The sequence below is a fragment of the Aeromonas sp. PI_26 genome, assembly GCF_027854445.1.
Taxonomy (GTDB): Bacteria; Pseudomonadota; Gammaproteobacteria; order Enterobacterales; family Aeromonadaceae; genus Aeromonas; species Aeromonas veronii.
This window is the reverse complement of the sequence record NZ_JAJNOE010000023.1, coordinates 40,792-58,000: the sequence shown is the minus strand read 5'-3', so window position 1 is coordinate 58,000 and position 17,209 is coordinate 40,792. Positions and strand designations below refer to the sequence as shown.

At 60.4% G+C, this 17,209-nt stretch carries 17 protein-coding genes; 11 read left to right on the top strand and 6 right to left on the bottom strand.

Annotated elements, in window-relative coordinates:
* From LRL22_RS19065 to trhA, 3 genes are all read right to left on the bottom strand, one after another.
* On the bottom strand, positions 1-1,809 hold a 1,809-nt coding region (locus LRL22_RS19065; RefSeq protein ID WP_270906123.1), incomplete at its 3' end, for a retention module-containing protein.
* 231 nt (positions 1,810-2,040) lie between these two features.
* Entirely contained in the window at positions 2,041-3,702 is a 1,662-nt protein-coding gene (locus LRL22_RS19060) for a putative transporter (RefSeq protein ID WP_216950236.1), read from the bottom strand.
* Positions 3,703-3,829: 127 nt separating this feature from the next.
* Positions 3,830-4,465 carry a PAQR family membrane homeostasis protein TrhA gene (gene trhA, locus LRL22_RS19055; RefSeq protein WP_005335337.1) on the bottom strand — a complete coding sequence of 212 codons (636 nt, stop codon included), beginning with the start codon at positions 4,463-4,465 and terminating at the stop codon, positions 3,830-3,832.
* A 174-nt stretch (positions 4,466-4,639) separates the two neighbouring features.
* Between trhA and LRL22_RS19050 the strand changes: the two genes are divergently transcribed.
* The 3 genes from LRL22_RS19050 (at position 4,640) to LRL22_RS19040 (ending at position 7,138) form a co-directional block, all read left to right on the top strand.
* On the top strand, positions 4,640-6,163 hold the full coding sequence (locus tag LRL22_RS19050; protein WP_270906122.1) for a pyridoxal-dependent decarboxylase: 1,524 nt from the start codon (positions 4,640-4,642) through the stop codon (positions 6,161-6,163).
* A gap of 90 nt (positions 6,164-6,253) precedes the next feature.
* On the top strand, positions 6,254-6,817 hold the full coding sequence (locus LRL22_RS19045) for a septation protein A (RefSeq protein ID WP_216961085.1): 564 nt from the start codon (positions 6,254-6,256) through the stop codon (positions 6,815-6,817).
* A 24-nt stretch (positions 6,818-6,841) separates the two neighbouring features.
* Entirely contained in the window at positions 6,842-7,138 is a 297-nt protein-coding gene (locus LRL22_RS19040; RefSeq protein WP_005354350.1) for a YciI family protein, read from the top strand.
* A 79-nt stretch (positions 7,139-7,217) separates the two neighbouring features.
* On the opposite strand, the gene cysQ is transcribed toward LRL22_RS19040, so the two are convergent.
* Together cysQ and LRL22_RS19030 are read right to left on the bottom strand one after the other, a co-directional pair.
* Positions 7,218-7,973, bottom strand: coding sequence for a 3'(2'),5'-bisphosphate nucleotidase CysQ (gene cysQ / locus LRL22_RS19035; protein WP_270906121.1), 756 nt, complete (start codon positions 7,971-7,973; stop codon positions 7,218-7,220).
* 47 nt (positions 7,974-8,020) lie between these two features.
* Positions 8,021-8,881, bottom strand: a complete 861-nt coding sequence (locus tag LRL22_RS19030) for a DeoR family transcriptional regulator (RefSeq protein ID WP_270906120.1) — start codon at positions 8,879-8,881, stop codon at positions 8,021-8,023.
* Between the two features lie 274 nt (positions 8,882-9,155).
* Here LRL22_RS19030 and kbaZ point away from each other — a divergent pair, with 274 nt between their 5' ends.
* From kbaZ to LRL22_RS18990, 8 genes are read left to right on the top strand one after another with little or no spacing between them, the layout of a single operon-like run.
* Positions 9,156-10,469, top strand: coding sequence for a tagatose-bisphosphate aldolase subunit KbaZ (gene kbaZ / locus LRL22_RS19025; RefSeq protein ID WP_270906119.1), 1,314 nt, complete (start codon positions 9,156-9,158; stop codon positions 10,467-10,469).
* A gap of 12 nt (positions 10,470-10,481) precedes the next feature.
* Positions 10,482-11,651, top strand: coding sequence for an SIS domain-containing protein (locus LRL22_RS19020; protein WP_270906118.1), 1,170 nt, complete (start codon positions 10,482-10,484; stop codon positions 11,649-11,651).
* Positions 11,651-12,124: a PTS N-acetylgalactosamine transporter subunit IIB gene (gene agaV, locus LRL22_RS19015; protein WP_005335358.1), complete on the top strand. Its 474-nt coding sequence runs from the start codon at positions 11,651-11,653 to the stop codon at positions 12,122-12,124. Before LRL22_RS19020 ends, agaV begins: the two co-directional genes overlap by 1 nt.
* A 15-nt stretch (positions 12,125-12,139) precedes the next feature.
* Positions 12,140-12,913, top strand: coding sequence for a PTS N-acetylgalactosamine transporter subunit IIC (agaW, locus tag LRL22_RS19010; protein WP_005354369.1), 774 nt, complete (start codon positions 12,140-12,142; stop codon positions 12,911-12,913).
* The gene (agaE, locus tag LRL22_RS19005) at positions 12,903-13,781 is read left to right on the top strand and encodes a PTS N-acetylgalactosamine transporter subunit IID (protein ID WP_005354370.1); all 879 of its coding nucleotides are present in this window, start codon (positions 12,903-12,905) and stop codon (positions 13,779-13,781) included. Before agaW ends, agaE begins: the two co-directional genes overlap by 11 nt.
* Before the next feature lie 48 nt (positions 13,782-13,829).
* Positions 13,830-14,270, top strand: coding sequence for a PTS galactosamine/N-acetylgalactosamine transporter subunit IIA (agaF, locus tag LRL22_RS19000; RefSeq protein WP_270906117.1), 441 nt, complete (start codon positions 13,830-13,832; stop codon positions 14,268-14,270).
* Positions 14,270-15,469, top strand: a complete 1,200-nt coding sequence (nagA, locus tag LRL22_RS18995) for an N-acetylglucosamine-6-phosphate deacetylase (protein ID WP_270906116.1) — start codon at positions 14,270-14,272, stop codon at positions 15,467-15,469. The genes agaF and nagA overlap by 1 nt, the downstream gene beginning before the upstream one ends.
* Positions 15,460-16,314 carry a tagatose bisphosphate family class II aldolase gene (locus LRL22_RS18990; protein WP_042029712.1) on the top strand — a complete coding sequence of 285 codons (855 nt, stop codon included), beginning with the start codon at positions 15,460-15,462 and terminating at the stop codon, positions 16,312-16,314. The genes nagA and LRL22_RS18990 overlap by 10 nt, the downstream gene beginning before the upstream one ends.
* A gap of 120 nt (positions 16,315-16,434) precedes the next feature.
* Here the strand turns inward: LRL22_RS18990 and pdxJ are convergent, their stop codons facing one another.
* Positions 16,435-17,172: a pyridoxine 5'-phosphate synthase gene (pdxJ, locus tag LRL22_RS18985; protein ID WP_005335389.1), complete on the bottom strand. Its 738-nt coding sequence runs from the start codon at positions 17,170-17,172 to the stop codon at positions 16,435-16,437.
* Positions 17,173-17,209 lie beyond the last annotated feature (37 nt).

Genomic DNA, 17,209 nt, shown 5'->3' with positions numbered 1-17,209 from the left:
TGGGGTTTGATCTCCCTCGGTGACCGTACCGGTGTCAGCGGAGATGACCGGGGCATCGTCGGTGCCGGTGATGGTGATGGTGACGATGTGCGGCGTGCCATCCACGCTCTGTACGGTAAAGGTCTCAACTTTCTGCTCGTCTTTGCCCAGGTACTGCACTTTGCTGTTGTCGACGTTGTAGGTCCACTTGCCATCGGCATCGATGGTCAGGTTGCCCAGCGCACCATTGCTCGGGGTGCCGTTACCGGCTACAAACTTGGCTTCTTCAGCCCCGTCTACATCAGTCACAGTCAGCACGCCGCTATCAGTCAGCACATCTGGGCTGGCATCTTCAGTCACAGCACCAATGTCGTCACCCGCGATGATGGCTGCGTCGTTGACCGGAGTAACAGTCCCGGTCACACCGCCTGTCGAGCTGTTCACCCCATCGGTAATGGTGTATTCAAACGCGATGTTGCCATTGAAATCCGGGGCCGGTGTAAAGATCAGCTGGCCATTGATCAAGGTGACGGAACCATTGCTGATCGCTACCGTGCCGCCTTCGGCAATGGTCTGGCCATTGATAGCGGTAATGGTGAGGCGATCGCCATCCGCATCCGTGTCGTTGCCAAGCACATTAATGGTGACGGCGCCGTCCTCCGCCACGGTGAACTGGTCGTCACCCGGCAGGGGCGCAGCATTCACCACGCTATTGTCGGTCCCCTTGGGCGAGGTGTTGCCCACCGGGTCGGTCAGGGTGGCATCCACGGTGATGGGGCCGTTGACCGGCAGATCCGTGGTGGGGATAGTCAGGGTGACCTGGGTGCGGCCGATGTCGTCGGTTGTCAAAATTCTGCTGGAGTCAGGCACGCCATCACCATTCCAGTCCACATCGAGACGATCGCCTGCCTTGGCATCCCCTGGCAGCCGGATAATGACACCCACCCCAGTTTCACGCTCGTTCGCGGAGATGACATTATCTGCCCCATCCAGGATTTCGACCTGTGGAGCGGAGGGAGCGGTACTGTCAACGCTGCCATTGTCGGTTGCCGTTCCTGTATTCCCCGCAGGATCGGTGACACTGGCTGTGACGGTATAAGAACCCTCGGCCAAGGGAGTGACCACATCCACTGTGAAGGTACCGCCGGGTGTAACGATAGCGTTTAGAGTCTGTTGATTGCCGTTGGCATCGGTGACCAGCAGGGTGACGATGCTGCCAACGGGAGCATCCGTGGTTCCGGTCAGGGTCGGAGTCGTGTCATTGGTGTTATCTGGCGCTACCACGGAAATGGTGGGCGGAGTCAGGTCAAATACTTCATCCTCGCCAGCTGCACCCAACGGTGGCTCGCCATCGGTGTTGTAGGTGGTATCGAAGGTGGCTTCAGCAATGGTTGCAGAACCGGTACGGTCGATGGTGACAAAACCGCCGTTGCCACTGGCACCGGCGACGCCCCCGATATCGCCACCACCGGCGGCAGGTGCACCGCCTGCGGCAGAGGCTTCAAAGGCCTGGGTCGGGTCCGCGCCGCCCAAAATGGCCTGTTGTAGGGCACTGATATCATCAGGAGTACCTGCAGCGCCGTTTTGCGCCAGCTGGGGAGCATCTCCCTCTTCGGCAGGCTCACTCTGTTCGCTGGCTGGTTGCACATTGAATGACTGTCCGCCGCCCATGAAACTGGCGCCATCCGGCGACATGATCACCGCCCCTTTCGGCAGCACATCACCTTCAGCCAACAGCTTCCGGCTGCCATCTGCGGCAACCAGATAAATTTGTCCTTTAAGTTGGGTTACGGTTACGCCCTGTTCCAAGGTAACGGCATTGGTGATCATGTTCTCTCCTGAATCCTGATTTGAATGCAATAAGCCACAGCCTACTTTGCAGACTGAGGGGAAAAATAACCAGCTCGAAAATTCGAAAGGATAGACCGATTTGAGGCTGAACTGTTCAGCCAGACAGAAGTGTATAAAACGAGGTTGCGAGAATGGTAAAAACCAAAATTATCAATAGATTACAGAATGATGACGGGAGCATGACAAGGCATGCTCCCGTCAGGATTAACCCTAGGCTCCCGCCCAGAGGATGATAGCCAGCAGCTGTGGCGAGATGATCCGCAGGAACATCACCAGCGGGTAGACAGTGGCGTATGAGAGCGCACTGGCGCCACTGGTCGGGTGCATGGCGTTGGCAAAGGCCAGCGCGGGAGGATCTGTCATGGAGCCGGCCAGCAAGCCGCACAGGGTCAGATAGTTCATCTTGCCGTAGAGGCGCGCCAGCACACCGACCACCAGCAGCGGGATCAGGGTAATCGCCATACCGTAGAGCATCCAGGCTGGGCCATCACCGTTGATCAGGGTATCGACGAAACCGGCACCGGACTTGAAGCCGACCACCGCCAGAAACAGCACGATCCCGATCTCCCGCAGCGCCAGGTTGGCACTGGGGGGCATGAACCAGTAGAGCTTGCCGATGCTGCCAATCCGCGACAGGATCAGCGCCACCACCAACGGCCCGCCCGCCAGACCCAGCTTGAGGGCGGCCGGGAAACCGGGCAGGTAGAAGGGGATGGAGCCAAGCAGCACGCCAAGACCGATCCCGATAAAGACCGGCAGCATCTGCACCTGCTGCAGTTTCTGCTGCACGTTGCCGACCACATTGGTTACCGCTTCGATGGCATCGAGGCGCCCCACTAGGTTGAGAATGTCACCGAACTGCAGGCTGGTCTGGCTGGTCGGCACCAGCTCGATACCGGCCCGATTGAGGCGGGAGATCACCACGTCATAGCGTTGTTTGATATCCAGATCGCGGATCTTCTTGCCAAGAACCTGCTCGTTGGTCACCACAACCCGCTCGACGCGCAGATCGGTGCCCCGGGTCGAGAGCGAGGTCTCCACCTCCTCCCCCAGCACCAGCAACACCTTGTGCAGCGCGTGACGCTCACCGACCAGGTGCAGCAAGTCACCCAGTTCGATACGGGATTCCGGCCGTGGCACCATCAGCTCGTCGCCACGCTTGAGCCGTGAACAGATGACATCCGACTCGTCGAGACTCGGGATCTCGCTCAGCATCAGGCCGTGCATATTGGGGTTGCGCACCGCGATGTTGATGGTCTGCAAGCTCTCCTTGATTTTACCGGTTTGTAGCTCGAACTGGGCGGCTTCATCGTCGATCTTGATGCGAAAGAAGACCCTGACCAGCCACATGGTGAGCAAAATGCCACAGATACCAAACGGATAGGCAACCGCATAGCCCATCCCCATCAAACCGGTAGAACCGGGCGCAGCGCCCAGCTCGGCCAGGATCTGCTGGCCCGCACCGAGAGATGGCGTATTGGTGACGGCACCGGAGAAGACCCCCAGAATGACCGGCAACGGCACATCGAAAAATTGATGCAAGCCAGCGGCCACCACGCAGCCAAGGATGACCAGTAAAGCGGCAAAGGCGTTGAGTTTGAGACCCGAGCTGCGCAATGACGAGAAGAAACCCGGCCCGACCTGGATGCCGATGGTATAGACAAACAGGATCAGGCCAAATTCTTGAATAAAGTGAAGCGTTTGTGCATCCAGCGCGAGATCGGAGGCGCCTGCAAAGTGACCTACTATGATGCCGCCGAACAGCACCCCCCCTATTCCCAAGCCAACGCCATAGACTCGCCAGTTTCCCAGCCAGAGTCCTAGCACTGCCACCAGCGACAACATGCTGATGGAAAGCGCGATTTCACTCATTTCGTGCATCCTTTGCGAATTGAACTGGCCCTAGCTTGTCAGCAAACGCTGATGCCAACTGTGTGATACCGCACGAATTTATCCTTTTACGCGCTAAAAATACCAATTAAGGGCTAGTTGCAAGACGTTAGGCGACGTAGCCGTAAATGGCCATAAAGTGACAAACGCTGCCACCCAGCACAAAGAGATGCCAGATGGCATGGTTATAGGGGATCTGCTTGGCCACATAGAAGATGACCCCGAGACTGTAGATAAGGCCGCCGAGCCCGAGCAGCAGCAGCCCCTCACCGGCCAGATGGATATAGAGCTGATAGATAACCACCAGCGACAGCCAGCCCAGCATCAGATAGGTAAACAGCGACAACTTCTTGAAGCGGTTGATAAACACCAGCTTGAACACCACGCCAGCCAGCGCCAGGGCCCAGATCACCACCATCAAGCCCTTCGCCAGCGGCGTGTCGAGCGCCACCAGCAGGAAGGGGGTATAGGTGCCGGCAATCAGCAGATAGATGGCGCAGTGATCAAACACCTTGCACCAGCGTCTGGCCCGCCCTTCCGCCATGCTGTGATAGAGGGTAGAGGCGAGATAGAGCAGCACCAGACTGCCGCCATAAAGGCTGTAGCTCACCAGCGCCTGCGTACCCTGCCCCCATCCCTTGATGAGCAACAGCACCAGCCCGACAATCCCCAGCAACAATCCCGCACCGTGACTCAGCCGGTTTGCCAGCTCCTCCCGGGGGGAGTAATCCATCACACCACTCATAACATTCACTCCGTCATCATTGGCGACACTCTACCCAGCACCATTTCGGAGTACAAGTGTTCGCTTAAAAAATGGGGTGGCTGTCACCCGCCCCCCTTTGGTGTATGCTCTGCCGCCGATGCCCGAGACAAGCGGCATAGACACCTAACCCGGTGACCTGGTCTGGAGAACCTGATGAAGTTGACTGAGCTGTTTGCACAAGCGGATCCCGCCTTTGGCGAGGCGATGAACACCTTGCTGGAGAGCTTCCACCACTCCGACGACAGTCAGGCCCCCTATCAGCGCGACCTGTTCACCCACCAGCTCGATCAATCCCGCATGCCTGCAGTCGGCCAACCTATCGAGGAGTATCTCGCCCGGCTGGCTACTCTGGTACCCGGCGCCTCGCACCTCACCTCGCCACGCTACATGGGCCATATGACGGCGCCACTGCCGGCCTATACCGCCGAGCTGTCGCGCCTGCTGGTGATGCTCAACCAGAATCCGATGAAGATGGAGTCCTCCCGCCTGCTCAGCTTTCTGGAGCGAGAGGTGCTGGCCAAGCTGCACCGCCTCATCTATGGCCGGGACGATGCCTTCTACGGCGAGCAGATGCATGCCAAGGATGCCGCCCTCGGCGTCATGACCAGCGGCGGCACCATCGCCAATGTCACGGCACTTTGGCTGGCCCGCAACCGCGCCTGTGGCGACAACCTGTTCGCCCTCTATGAGCAGGGCTATCGGGGCGCCGTCATTCTGGGCTCCCGCCTGATGCACTACTCCTTCGACAAGGGGATGGATCTGCTGGGGCTGGGCGCCCGCAGCGTTTGGCGCCTCGAGACCGACGAGCAGAACCGGCTCAGTCTGGCTGCGCTGGAGCAGGCGCTGATCCAGTGCAAAGATCAGAAATTGAAGGTGCTGGCATTGGTCGGCGTAGCAGGCAGTACCGACTTTGGCTCCATCGACCCCCTGCCTGAGCTGGCGGTCATCGCCGAGCGCGAGCAGATCCACTTCCACGTGGATGCCGCCTGGGGTGGCCCGACCCTCTTCTCCCCCCGCTATCAAAACCTGCTGGCCGGGATCGAGCGCGCAGATACCGTCACTCTGGATGGCCACAAACAGCTGCTGGTGCCGCTTGGTACCGGCATGCTGCTCTGCCGCCAGCCCGACCTGATGATGGCGGTCAAGCGGGAGGCGCCCTATGCCATTCGCGCCACCTCGTTCGATCAGGGCCGCTTTACCCTGGAGGGCACCCGCCCGGCCAATGCCCTCTATCTGGATGCAGCCTTCCAGCTCTTCGGCCAGCAAGGCTATGCCGAGCTTATCGAGGCCAACTACGACCGTGCCCGGCTGATGGCAGAGCTCATCGAAAGCGACCCCGCCTTCGAGCTGATGTCGGCTCCGGTGATGAATCTGCTCTCCTACCGCTGCATCCCGCCCCATCTGCAGGGCAAGGCGCTGAACGAAGCAGCCAACGAGCAGATCAACGACTTCAACGTGGCGCTGCAAAAAGCCCAGCGGGCCGAGGGGCACAGCTTTGTCTCCCGCACCCAGCGGGCGGTGGTGCGCTACGGTGCCCAGCCGCTTACCCTGCTGCGTGCCGTGCTGCTCAACCCGCTTATTGAAGAGCGCCATATCCGCGACCTGCTGGCCGACCAGCAGCGACTGGGGATCTCCATTGCACGCCAACTGTTTGGCGACAGCGCGGAACCGGCGTAAAAATGAGCGGTCTTATTCATTTGCCGTTGTCCGCCATGCAGGTAGACTGGGCGAAATTTGCAGGCCATTTTTGAGGACTAGGCGCCAACAATGAAGCAATTTATTGAATTTATTCCACTTATCGTTTTCTTCGCGGTCTACAAGTTCTACGACATCTACATGGCTACCGGCGCACTGGTAGTGGTCACCGGTCTGCAGCTCGCCTATAGCTGGATCCGCTATCGCAAGGTCGAGAAGATGCAGCTCTTCACCTTCATCTTGGTCGGCTTCTTCGGCGGCCTCACCGTCTTCTTCCACGATGACACCTTCATCAAGTGGAAAGTGACCGTCATCAACGTACTGTTCGCTCTGGGTCTGCTCATCAGCCGTTACGGCTTTGGCAAGAATCTGATCAAACAGATGCTGGCCAAAGAGCTGCAAGCACCCGATAAGGTCTGGGACTCAGTCAATCTCGGCTGGGTCGGCTTCTTTACCGTCTGTGGCCTGCTCAACCTCTACGTGGCGTTTAACCTGCCGCAGGAGATGTGGGTCAACTTCAAGGTGTTCGGCCTGCTGGGAATGACGCTGGTCTTTACCCTGCTGAGTGGCGTCTATCTCTACCGCCACATCCCTGCCGAGCAGTTGTCCCAGCAAAAAGACGAACCCAAAAAGTAACCCTCATCAGAAAAGGATCCTCTCATGTGGTATCTCATCTACTCAGAAGATGTTCCCGATAGCCTGCCGCTGCGCAAGCAGGTTCGCCCTGCCCATCTGGCTCGCCTGCAAGCCCTGCAGGATGAGGGTCGGCTGCTGACCGCCGGCCCCAACCCGGCTATCGATGCCGAGGATCCGGCCGATGCCGGCTTTACCGGCAGCACTGTCATAGCCGAGTTTGCCTCGCAAGCGGACGCCCAGGCCTGGGCCGATGCCGATCCCTATGTGGCAGCTGGCGTCTATGCCAAAGTGACCATCAAGCCGTTCAAGAAGGTCTTCTGACCCAAAGTGAATAGCGAAATAAAAAAGGCCGGACTGGAAGTTTACTCCAGTCCGGCCTTTGTGCATCCCGGTATCAGCCTCACGCCCTGGCGACAAACCAGGGGTTGAGGATGTCGGACTTGTTATAGCGTAGCGGCGAGCCATCGAGTTGGGTGACGCTGCCCCCCGCCCCCTCCAACACCGCTTGCGCCGCACCGGTATCCCACTCGCAGGTGGGGGCGAGGCGCGGATAGAGCTCGGCGCCCCCCTCGGCGATGATGCAGAACTTCAGCGAACTGCCCATAGAGACCAGCTCGATTTCCCCAAAGGGAGCCAAGAAATCGAGGGTCTCCTGCGACAGGTGGTTGCGACTGCCCACCACCCGCCACGCTTCTCCTTCACGATGAGGCCGGGTCTGGATGGACTCGCGCTTGCCATCGGCGATGCGCCAGGCGCCTACTCCTTTGCCGCCATACCAGAGCTTGTCCAGCACCGGCGCATAAACCAGCCCCCAGCGCGGCGCCCCCTCTTCAATCAGTGCGATATTGACGGTGAACTCGCCGTTGCGGGAGACAAACTCCTTGGTGCCATCGAGGGGATCCACCAGCCAGTAGCGTGACCAGCCGTGGCGCGCCGCCATCACCTCGGGCCCCGACTCCTCGGACAATACAGGGATGTCGGGTGTCAGCCGTGCCAACGCCTGAACGATCACCTCATGAGCCCCCTTGTCAGCCGCGGTCAGCGGACTCTCGTCGCTCTTGTACTCCACCGCGAAGGGCTGGCTGTAGATGGCCATAATGGCCGCCCCCGCCGCGCGGGCGACAGGTTCAAGTTCGGTGATATCGGGGTGGTACATAACAGGCTCGATCAGTGGGTGAGAAACCCAGTCTATCGCGTTTGTCATCAACCGCTTATAGCTGATTGCACTGAATTATATTGCCCCTGCTTCTCTTGTCCCGTGCTGCCATCGGCCGGTACCAGCAGCACTTCGATACCGGCATTGCGCAGGCCGGAAAGGATATCGGCAGGCACGGCATCGTCGGTGATCAGGGTGTGAATACGCAGGGTATCGATGATCTTGTGCAAGCTGCGCCGGCCAAACTTGCTGGAGTCGGTGACCACCACAATCCGCTCGGCCACCTGACACATGCAGCGGTTGAGGCGTGCTTCGTCCTCATGATGGGTGCTAACGCCGCGCTCCAGATCGATGCCATCCACCCCGAGAAACAGCATGTCAAAGTGGTAGTTTTGCAGGGACTGCTCCGCTTGTGCACCGTAGAAGGAGAGCGACTTGCGGCGCAGATGTCCACCCGTCATCAGCAGCTCCACCCCTTCTGCTTCGAGCAGTTCATTCGCCACATTCATACCGTTGGTCATCACCAGGATCTCCTGATGTCCCTTCAGATGACGCGCTACCTCCAGTGTTGTCGTCCCCGAATCGAGGATAAGGCGACAACCGGAGGGCACCAGGGTCGCCGCCAGCGCACCGATCCGCTGTTTCACCGGGGTATTGAGCACACTCTTGTCGGCAATAGTGCGCTCCGGCACCGTCTGGCCCGGTTCACACAGCAGGGCGCCGCCGTAAGCCCGCACGGCCACCCCCTGCTTCTCCAGAAAGGCCAGATCGTTGCGGATGGTCACGGTAGAGACCTGATAGTGACTCGCCAGCTCGTTGACCTGAACGCTGCCATTGCTGCGCAGCTGCTGAATAATCCGCTCCCGCCGCTCGCTGGTTCCGAGCGCACCTTTTTCGCTTGTTTGCATAGTTCTTCTGCCGAAATGCTGTAGTGAAAGATCGCTTTCACTTCGTTACGTTTGCATATTAACGCTCAGCGAAGGTGCCAAATCAAGCCTTCATTACGCTTTACTACCACTCTCTCCATCTTTACCCATCATTCACAACCTTTCGATACCTTTCTTTTTGTGATCCATCTCAAGATCTAACGACTCTTTTGTTTCGTTTTCTTTCCCTCCCTACTACCGTAAAGAAAAGAAATCGAAAGAACCTTTCCATCCGCAGCAACCAAGGAACATCAAAATGAAATCCATGCTGGCACTGGTCGAAAGACATAAACAGGGAGAACAGACCGGGATCTACGCCGTCTGCTCCGCTCACCCTCTGGTGCTGGAGGCCGCGCTGCGGCTGGCCGCCGAAGGGGATGAGCTGCTGCTGGTCGAGGCCACCTCCAACCAAGTGGATCAGTTTGGCGGCTATACCGGCATGACCCCCGCCGACTTTCGCGATCGCCTCTACGAGCTGGCGGCACAGTGTCACTTTCCGGCACAGCGCCTCATTCTGGGGGGCGATCATCTGGGTCCCAACCGCTGGCAGGGGGAACCGGTCGAGCAGGCCATGGCACATGCCGAAGATCTCATCGCCAGCTATGTCGCTGCCGGGTTCAAGAAGATCCACCTCGACTGCAGCATGTCCTGTCAGGGCGATCCCGTTCCCCTGACCGATGAGCTGGTCGCAGAGCGAGCCGCACGGCTGGCGCAGATCGCCGAGCAAACCTGTCTGGCCACTTTTGGCGAGAGCGATCTGGTCTATGTGATTGGCACCGAGGTGCCGGTACCGGGCGGTGCCCATGAAGATCTTGCCGAGCTGGCGGTCACCACGCCGGAGGCGGCGCGCCATACCCTCGAGGCCCATCAAGAGGCCTTCAACAAGGCGGGGCTGGCCCATATCTGGCCGAGAGTGATCGGTCTGGTGGTGCAACCCGGCGTCGAGTTTGACCATACCCGCGTCATCGATTACCGGCCCGAAAAAGCGGCGCCCCTTCGCCGGATGATCGAAGCCTATCCCCACATGGTGTTCGAGGCCCACTCCACCGATTACCAGACTCCCGAGGCCTACCGCCAGCTGGTACGCGACCACTTTGCCATTCTCAAAGTGGGCCCCGCCCTCACCTTCGCCCTGCGCGAAGCGCTGTTTGCCCTTGCCGCCATCGAGGAGGAACTGGTGGTTGCCAAGGCGTGCTCCGGTCTGCGCAAAGTGATGGAAGAGACCATGCTGGAGCGCCCCGACTTCTGGCGTAGCCACTATCAGGGCAGTGCCAACGAGAGCCGACTGGCCCGTGGCTACAGCTATTCGGATCGCATTCGCTACTACTGGCCCGATAGCCGGGTCGATGAGTGCTACGCCAGATTGCTGGCCAATCTGGCAGCGGAGCCCATCCCGCTCCCCCTGCTGAGCCAGCATCTGCCCCTGCAGTATCGCAAGGTGCGTCAGGGCTCGCTCTCGGCCAATCCCCACGACCTCATTCTCGATCAGGTGCAGGAGGTGCTGCGGCACTACGCCAGCGCCTGCACTGCGGCCTCTCGCCGCCATTCCCAGCTCGACCCTGTTGTATAAGGAGTTGCAGACATGATCCTTGGTTATCCAGAAGAGATGTTGCGCAGTGCCAATGGCCTGGCGACTGCCCGTGAAATTCGCCAGCAACCCGCCACCTGGCGCGAGACCCTCGCCATGGTCGAGGCGTGCCGTCCTGCGCTGACCCGTTTTCTGACCCCCCTGCTCACCCGACAAGAGCTGCGCATCATCCTGACCGGGGCTGGCACCTCCGCCTTTGCCGGTCGGGCGCTCGCCCCCTATCTCTCGGCCCACCTGCATGCCCGGGTCGAGGCGATCGCCACCACGGATATCGTCACCGATCCGGCCGAGTATCTGGCCGAAGATTGCCCTACCCTGCTTATCTCCTTTGCCCGCTCCGGCAACAGCCCCGAGAGCGTGGCGGCGGTCGAACTGGCCAGCCAGCTGCTCAGCCACTGCCACCATCTGGTGCTGACCTGCAACGGTGAAGGGGCGCTCTATCGCCGCTGCCAGCAAGATGCCCACTCTCTGGCCCTGCTGATGCCACCCCAGACCAATGATCGCAGCTTCGCCATGACCAGCAGCCTGACCAGCATGATGCTGAGCTGCCTGTCTCTCTTCCTGCCAGAGCGGTTCAACCGCCAGCGCTGCGAGCAACTGGTCACCACCAGCGACGCCATTCTGGAGCAGGTTGTGCAGCGCGTACCGACATGGAATGAGCAGTTGCCCGAACGGGTCATCTATCTTGGCAGCGGCAGTCTGCAAGGGGTGGCGCAGGAGGCGGCACTCAAGCTGCTGGAGCTGACCGCCGGCCGTCTGGTCGCCATGTTCGACTCCCCCACCGGTTTTCGCCACGGCCCGAAATCGGTCGTCAACGAGCAGACGCTCATCGTGCTGCTCATCTCCAACGACCCTTACACCCGGCAATACGATCTGGATCTGCTGCGCGAGCTGCGAAGCGATGGCAAGGCCGCCCGGGTAGTCGCCATCGCCGACCAGCACCATCCCGCCATCGAGGAGGGGGAGCACATCTACCTGCCCCACACCCTGCATGGAGACGATGCCCAGCTCGCCTTCTGCTACTTGCTCTATGCCCAGTACTACGCCTTCCATACCTCGCTGGAACTGGGGATCAGCCCGGACAATCCCTGCCCCACCGGTCAGGTCAACCGGGTCGTACAGGGGGTCAATATCTATCCGTTCCACCAAGAAGGAGTGCTGTGATGCCCAATATCGTATTGAGCCGGATCGATGAGCGCCTGATCCACGGTCAGGTCGGCGTCCAGTGGGTCGGCTTTGCCGGTGCCAATCTGGTGCTGGTCGCCAACGACGAAGTGGCAGAGGACCCCATCCAGCAGAACCTGATGGAGATGGTACTGGCCGAAGGTATTGCGGTGCGGTTCTGGCCGCTCCAGAAGGTGATCGACAACATCCACAAGGCGGCAGATCGCCAGAAGATCCTGCTGGTCTGCAAAAACCCGACCGATTTCAACACTCTGGTTCAGGGAGGTGTCCCCATCTCCCGGATCAACGTCGGCAACATGCACTACGCCGACGGCAAGCGTCAAATCCACAAGACCGTATCCGTGGACGAACAGGACATCACCGCATTTCGCGCCCTGCGGGACGCCCGTGTCGAGTGCTATGTCCAGGGCGTGCCGACCGAACCGGCACAGGACATTTTCAATTTGCTCTGATTAAGGACAATTGTGATGGAAATCAGTTTGTTACAAGGTCTTCTGCTTGGCATCCTGGCGTTTTTCGCCGGACTCGACCTGTTCAACGGTCTGACCCACTTCCACCGTCCCGTGGTGCTGGGGCCGCTGGTTGGCCTCATCCTCGGCGACCTGCCCACCGGTATTCTGGTGGGCGGTACCCTGGAGCTGGTCTGGATGGGGCTGGCCCCGCTGGCGGGGGCGCAACCGCCCAACGTCATTATCGGCACCATAGTCGGCGCCACCTTCGCCATCACCACCGGGGTCAAGCCGGATGTGGCGGTCGGGGTGGCCGTTCCCTTCGCCGTGGCCGTGCAGATGGGGATCACCTTCCTCTTCTCGGTGATGTCGGGGGTCATGTCCCGCTGCGATCGCATGGCCGAAGCGGCTGACGTGCGCGGTATCGAGCGGGTCAACTACCTGGCGCTGCTGGCGCTGGGTACCTTCTACTTCCTCTGTGCCTTCCTGCCCACCTACTTCGGGGCCGAACATGCCAAGGCAGCCATCGACGTGCTGCCCGCCCGCCTCATCGATGGCCTCGGCGTTGCTGGCGGCATCATGCCCGCCATCGGTTTTGCCGTGCTGCTCAAGATCATGATGAAGAACGTCTATATCCCCTACTTCATCCTCGGTTTCGTCGCTGCCGCCTGGCTCCAGTTGCCGGTGCTGGCCATCGCCGCCGCCGCGCTGGCCATGGCCCTGATCGACTTCATGCGCACCACCACCCCGCAAGCTCGTCCTGTTCAGGAGGAAACCGAAGATGGCATCTAACAACACAGCTGCGCGGATCATCTCCAGCGCCGAACCGCACAATACCCGGCCACAATCCGACGACACCTATGAAGATCAGCAGCTTGGCGCCGAGCTGACCAAGCAGGATATCAACCGCTTTGCCTGGCGCTCCCTGCTGCTGCAGGCCTCCTTCAACTATGAACGGATGCAGGCCTCCGGCTGGCTCTATGGATTGCTGCCAGCACTGCAGAAGATCCACACCAATCCGCGGGATCTCTCCCGGGCCATGAAAGGGCACATGGGCTTCTTCAACACCCACCCCTTCCTGGTCACCTTCGTGATGGGGATCGTGCTGGCGATGGAGCGCTCCAAGCAGAACGTCAACAGCATCCAGAGCACCAAGATTGCCGTAGGCGCACCGCTCGGCGGGATTGGCGATGCCATGTTCTGGCTCACCCTGCTCCCCATCTGTGGCGGCATCGGGGCAGATCTGGCGCTGCAAGGCTCCATCATGGGTGCCGTGGTCTTCTTCCTGCTGTTCAACGTGGTCCACTTCGGCCTGCGCTTTGGTCTGGCGCACTACGCCTACCGCATGGGGGTGGCTGCGATTCCGGTCATTAAGGCCAATACCCGCAAGGTGGGCCATGCCGCCTCCATCGTCGGCATGACGGTGATCGGCGCGCTGGTCGCCACCTATGTGCGTCTTGGCACCACCCTGGAGATCACTGCCGGTGATGCAGTCGTCAAACTGCAGGCGGATGTGCTCGACAAGCTGATGCCCGCCTTCCTGCCGCTGCTCTACACCCTGGCGATGTACGCCCTGATCCGCAAAGGCTGGAGCCCGCTGCGCCTCATCGTCATCACAGTGGTACTCGGTATCGTCGGCAAGTTCGCCGGTTTCCTCTAATCCGGAGCCGGCAGCAAGCCGGCCCCCTTTGCAGTAAAGGAACAGACTATGTTGGGCATCATCATTTGTGGTCATGGCGGTTTCGCCAGCGGTCTGGAGCGCGCCATGCTGCAGATCCTCGGCGAACAGGACGCGGTTATCGCCATCGACTTTCCCGAGAGCTCCACCACTGCCCTGCTGCAGGCACAGTGCGAAGCGGCGCTGGCAGAGGTCGACAAGGGGGATGGCGCAGTCTTCCTGACCGACCTGCTCGGCGGCACCCCTTTTCGGGTCGCATCAACCCTCTCACTGCACCAGCCAGAGCGGGAGGTTATTACCGGTACCAACCTGCAACTGCTGCTGGAGATGGTGCTGGAGCGCGATGGCCTCAGCGCCTGTGAATTCCGCCGGCAGGCCCTTGATTGCGGCCACCGGGGTCTCACCTCGCTGGCAGATGAGATGAGCAAAGAGCGTCAGGCAGATGCCGCTCTCGTCGAGGAGGGCATCTGATGGCCTCAAGGATCCGTGCCCGTCGCCTGCTGACCGAACAGGGTTGGCTGGAACATCAGGAGCTGACCCATGAAGGGGGCGTCATCACCGCCATCGCTCCCATCACGGATGGCGATCCGGCACGAGATGTCGAGCTGCTGGTGCCTGCGCTGATCGATGGTCATGTCCACGGCGGTGCGGGCGTCGATGTCATGGATAACGATGAGGGTGCGCTGGCTACCTTGTCGATGGCCAAGGCGGCAGAAGGGGTCGGCGCTTTTCTTGCCACCACGGTCACCGCCCCACTCCCCGAGATAGAGCAAGCCCTTGCCCGCATTGCCGATGGCGTTGCCCGCGGCATGCCGGGCGCCGAGCTGCTCGGCTGCTATCTGGAAGGGCCCTACTTCACGCCGGACAACAGGGGCGCCCACGATCAGGCGCTGTTTCGGGAGCTGGATATTGCCGAACTGAACCATCTGCAACAGCTGGCGTGTGGCAGCCTGAAGGTGGTCGCACTGGCACCGGAAAAGCCCAATGCCATCGCGGCCATTCACCATCTTGACGCAAACGGCATACGGGTGATGCTGGGCCACTCGGCGGCGGATCACGACACCACCCTAGCGGCGCTGGCAGCGGGCGCCTCCGGGCTGGTGCACTGCTTCAACGGCATGCGCGGCCTGCACCACCGTGAACCCGGCATGGTCGGTGCAGGTCTTGTCCATCCCGCTGCCTGGCTGGAGTTGATCGCAGATGGCCATCATCTCCACCCGAGCGTGCTCAAGCTCTGTCACTGCTGCGCCGGCCAGCGCCTGCTGCTGGTTACCGATGCGATGCGCGCCGCCGGTATGCCCGACGGTCACTATCTGCTTGGCAACTATCTGGTCGAGATGAAAAACGGCGTGGTACGCACCGAAACCGGCGGTCTGGCGGGCAGCACCCTCACCCTGCTTGGCGCCGTACGCAACATGGTGCAGCTGGCGAACGTACCGCTCGATGAAGCCATCGCAATGGCCTCGCTGGCACCAGCAAAGATGCTCGGCATTGCCAATCGCCTCGGTTCACTGGCAGTTGGCAAACAGGCCAACCTGCTCGCCCTCACAACTGAACTCAATCAACAACACATCTGGGTGGCTGGCCGGGAGATAAACCCGACCCAGCTCTCCTCCCTTTTCTCAGGATCTCGCGTCAATCAGGACGCTCAGGAGTCACTATGTATCTGATCTCTTCCCATGAAATGCTCAAAGATGCCCAGCGCCGCGGTTATGCGGTACCGGCTTTCAACATCCACAACCTGGAAACCGTGCAGGTGGTGGCTCGCACCGCCGCTCGCATGCGCTCTCCGGTGATTTTGGCTGGCACCCCGGGCACCTATCGCCATGCCGGGGTCGAGTATCTGGTCTCCATCTGTCAGGCCGCCGCCCATGAGTACCGTATCCCGCTGGTGCTGCATCTGGATCACCACGAAGACGAGCAGGACATCCACTACAAGGTCGAAGCGGGTATTCGCTCCGCCATGATCGATGCCTCGCACTTTCCGTTTGAAGAGAACATCGAGAAGGTGCGCAGCGTGGTGACCTTCTGCCACCGCATGGGGGCCAGCGTCGAAGCGGAGCTGGGTCAGCTGGGCGGTCAGGAGGATGACCTCATCGTCGATGCCGCTCATGCCAAATTTACCGACCCGCTCAAGGCGGCCGAGTTTGTCCGCCGTACCGGTATCGACTCGCTGGCGGTGGCCATCGGTACCGCACACGGCCTCTACAAGGAGGAGCCCCGTCTGGACTTTGCACGCCTCGCCGCCATTCGCGAGCAGGTGGATATTCCGCTGGTGCTGCACGGCGCCTCCGGCGTACCAGAAGCCGATGTGCGCCGCTGCATCGAACTCGGGATCTGCAAGGTCAACGTTGCGACCGAACTGAAGATCGCCTTCGCCGATGCGATGAAAGCCTTCCTTGGCTCTCATCCGGATGCCAGCGACCCGCGCCAGTATCTGGTGCCCGCCATGGCCGCCATGGAGGAGGTTGTCGAGGCGAAAATCCGTATGTGTATGAGCGATGGAAAGCTGTGATCACGAGAGCTGACTCGCCATGCCGTGATTGACTTGGTTCAGCTAAAAACAACAAAGGACGCCATGGCGTCCCTTGTTATTTTTGGCGGCCGGTCTCAGGCCGCGGGCCTATTTTGCAACTCAGATCCCCTGACGGGCTTCCTGCATCAGCAGGCGCATATCGCTCACGGCCTTGGCCAGACCGTCGAAGGCGGCGCGGCCGATGATGGCGTGGCCGATGTTGAGCTCATAGAGCTCGGGGATGGCGGCGATGGCCTTGACGTTGTGGTAGTGCAGACCGTGGCCGGCATTGACCTTGAGCCCCTTGCCAGCGGCATAGGAGGCGCCGGCGGCGATGCGCTTGAACTCGGCGTTGCGCTCAGCATCTGTGGTGGCATCGGCGTAACGGCCGGTATGGATCTCGATAAAGGGGGCGCCACTCTCGGCAGCCGCATCGATCTGGATGGGATCGGCATCGATAAAGAGCGAAACCTGGGCCCCGACAGCGGAAAGACGGGCAACGGCATCAGTAACCTTGTCCAGCTGACCGGCCACGTCCAGACCGCCTTCGGTGGTCACCTCGGTGCGCTTCTCCGGCACCAGACAGACGAAGTGGGGTTTGATGCGGCAGGCGATGCCGATCATCTCTTCGGTCACCGCCATCTCCAGGTTCATTCTGGTCTGGATAGTCTGGCGCAGGATCTCCACATCACGGTCGGTGATGTGGCGGCGATCTTCACGCAGATGCACGGTAATGCCATCGGCCCCGGCCTGTTCGGCCACGAACGCGGCCTGTACCGGATCCGGATACTGGGTGCCACGGGCGTTGCGCAGAGTCGCGATATGGTCGATGTTCACACCCAGATAGATTTCACTCATTGAGAACTCCTTGAAAGGCTTCATCTGTTGACTGCGC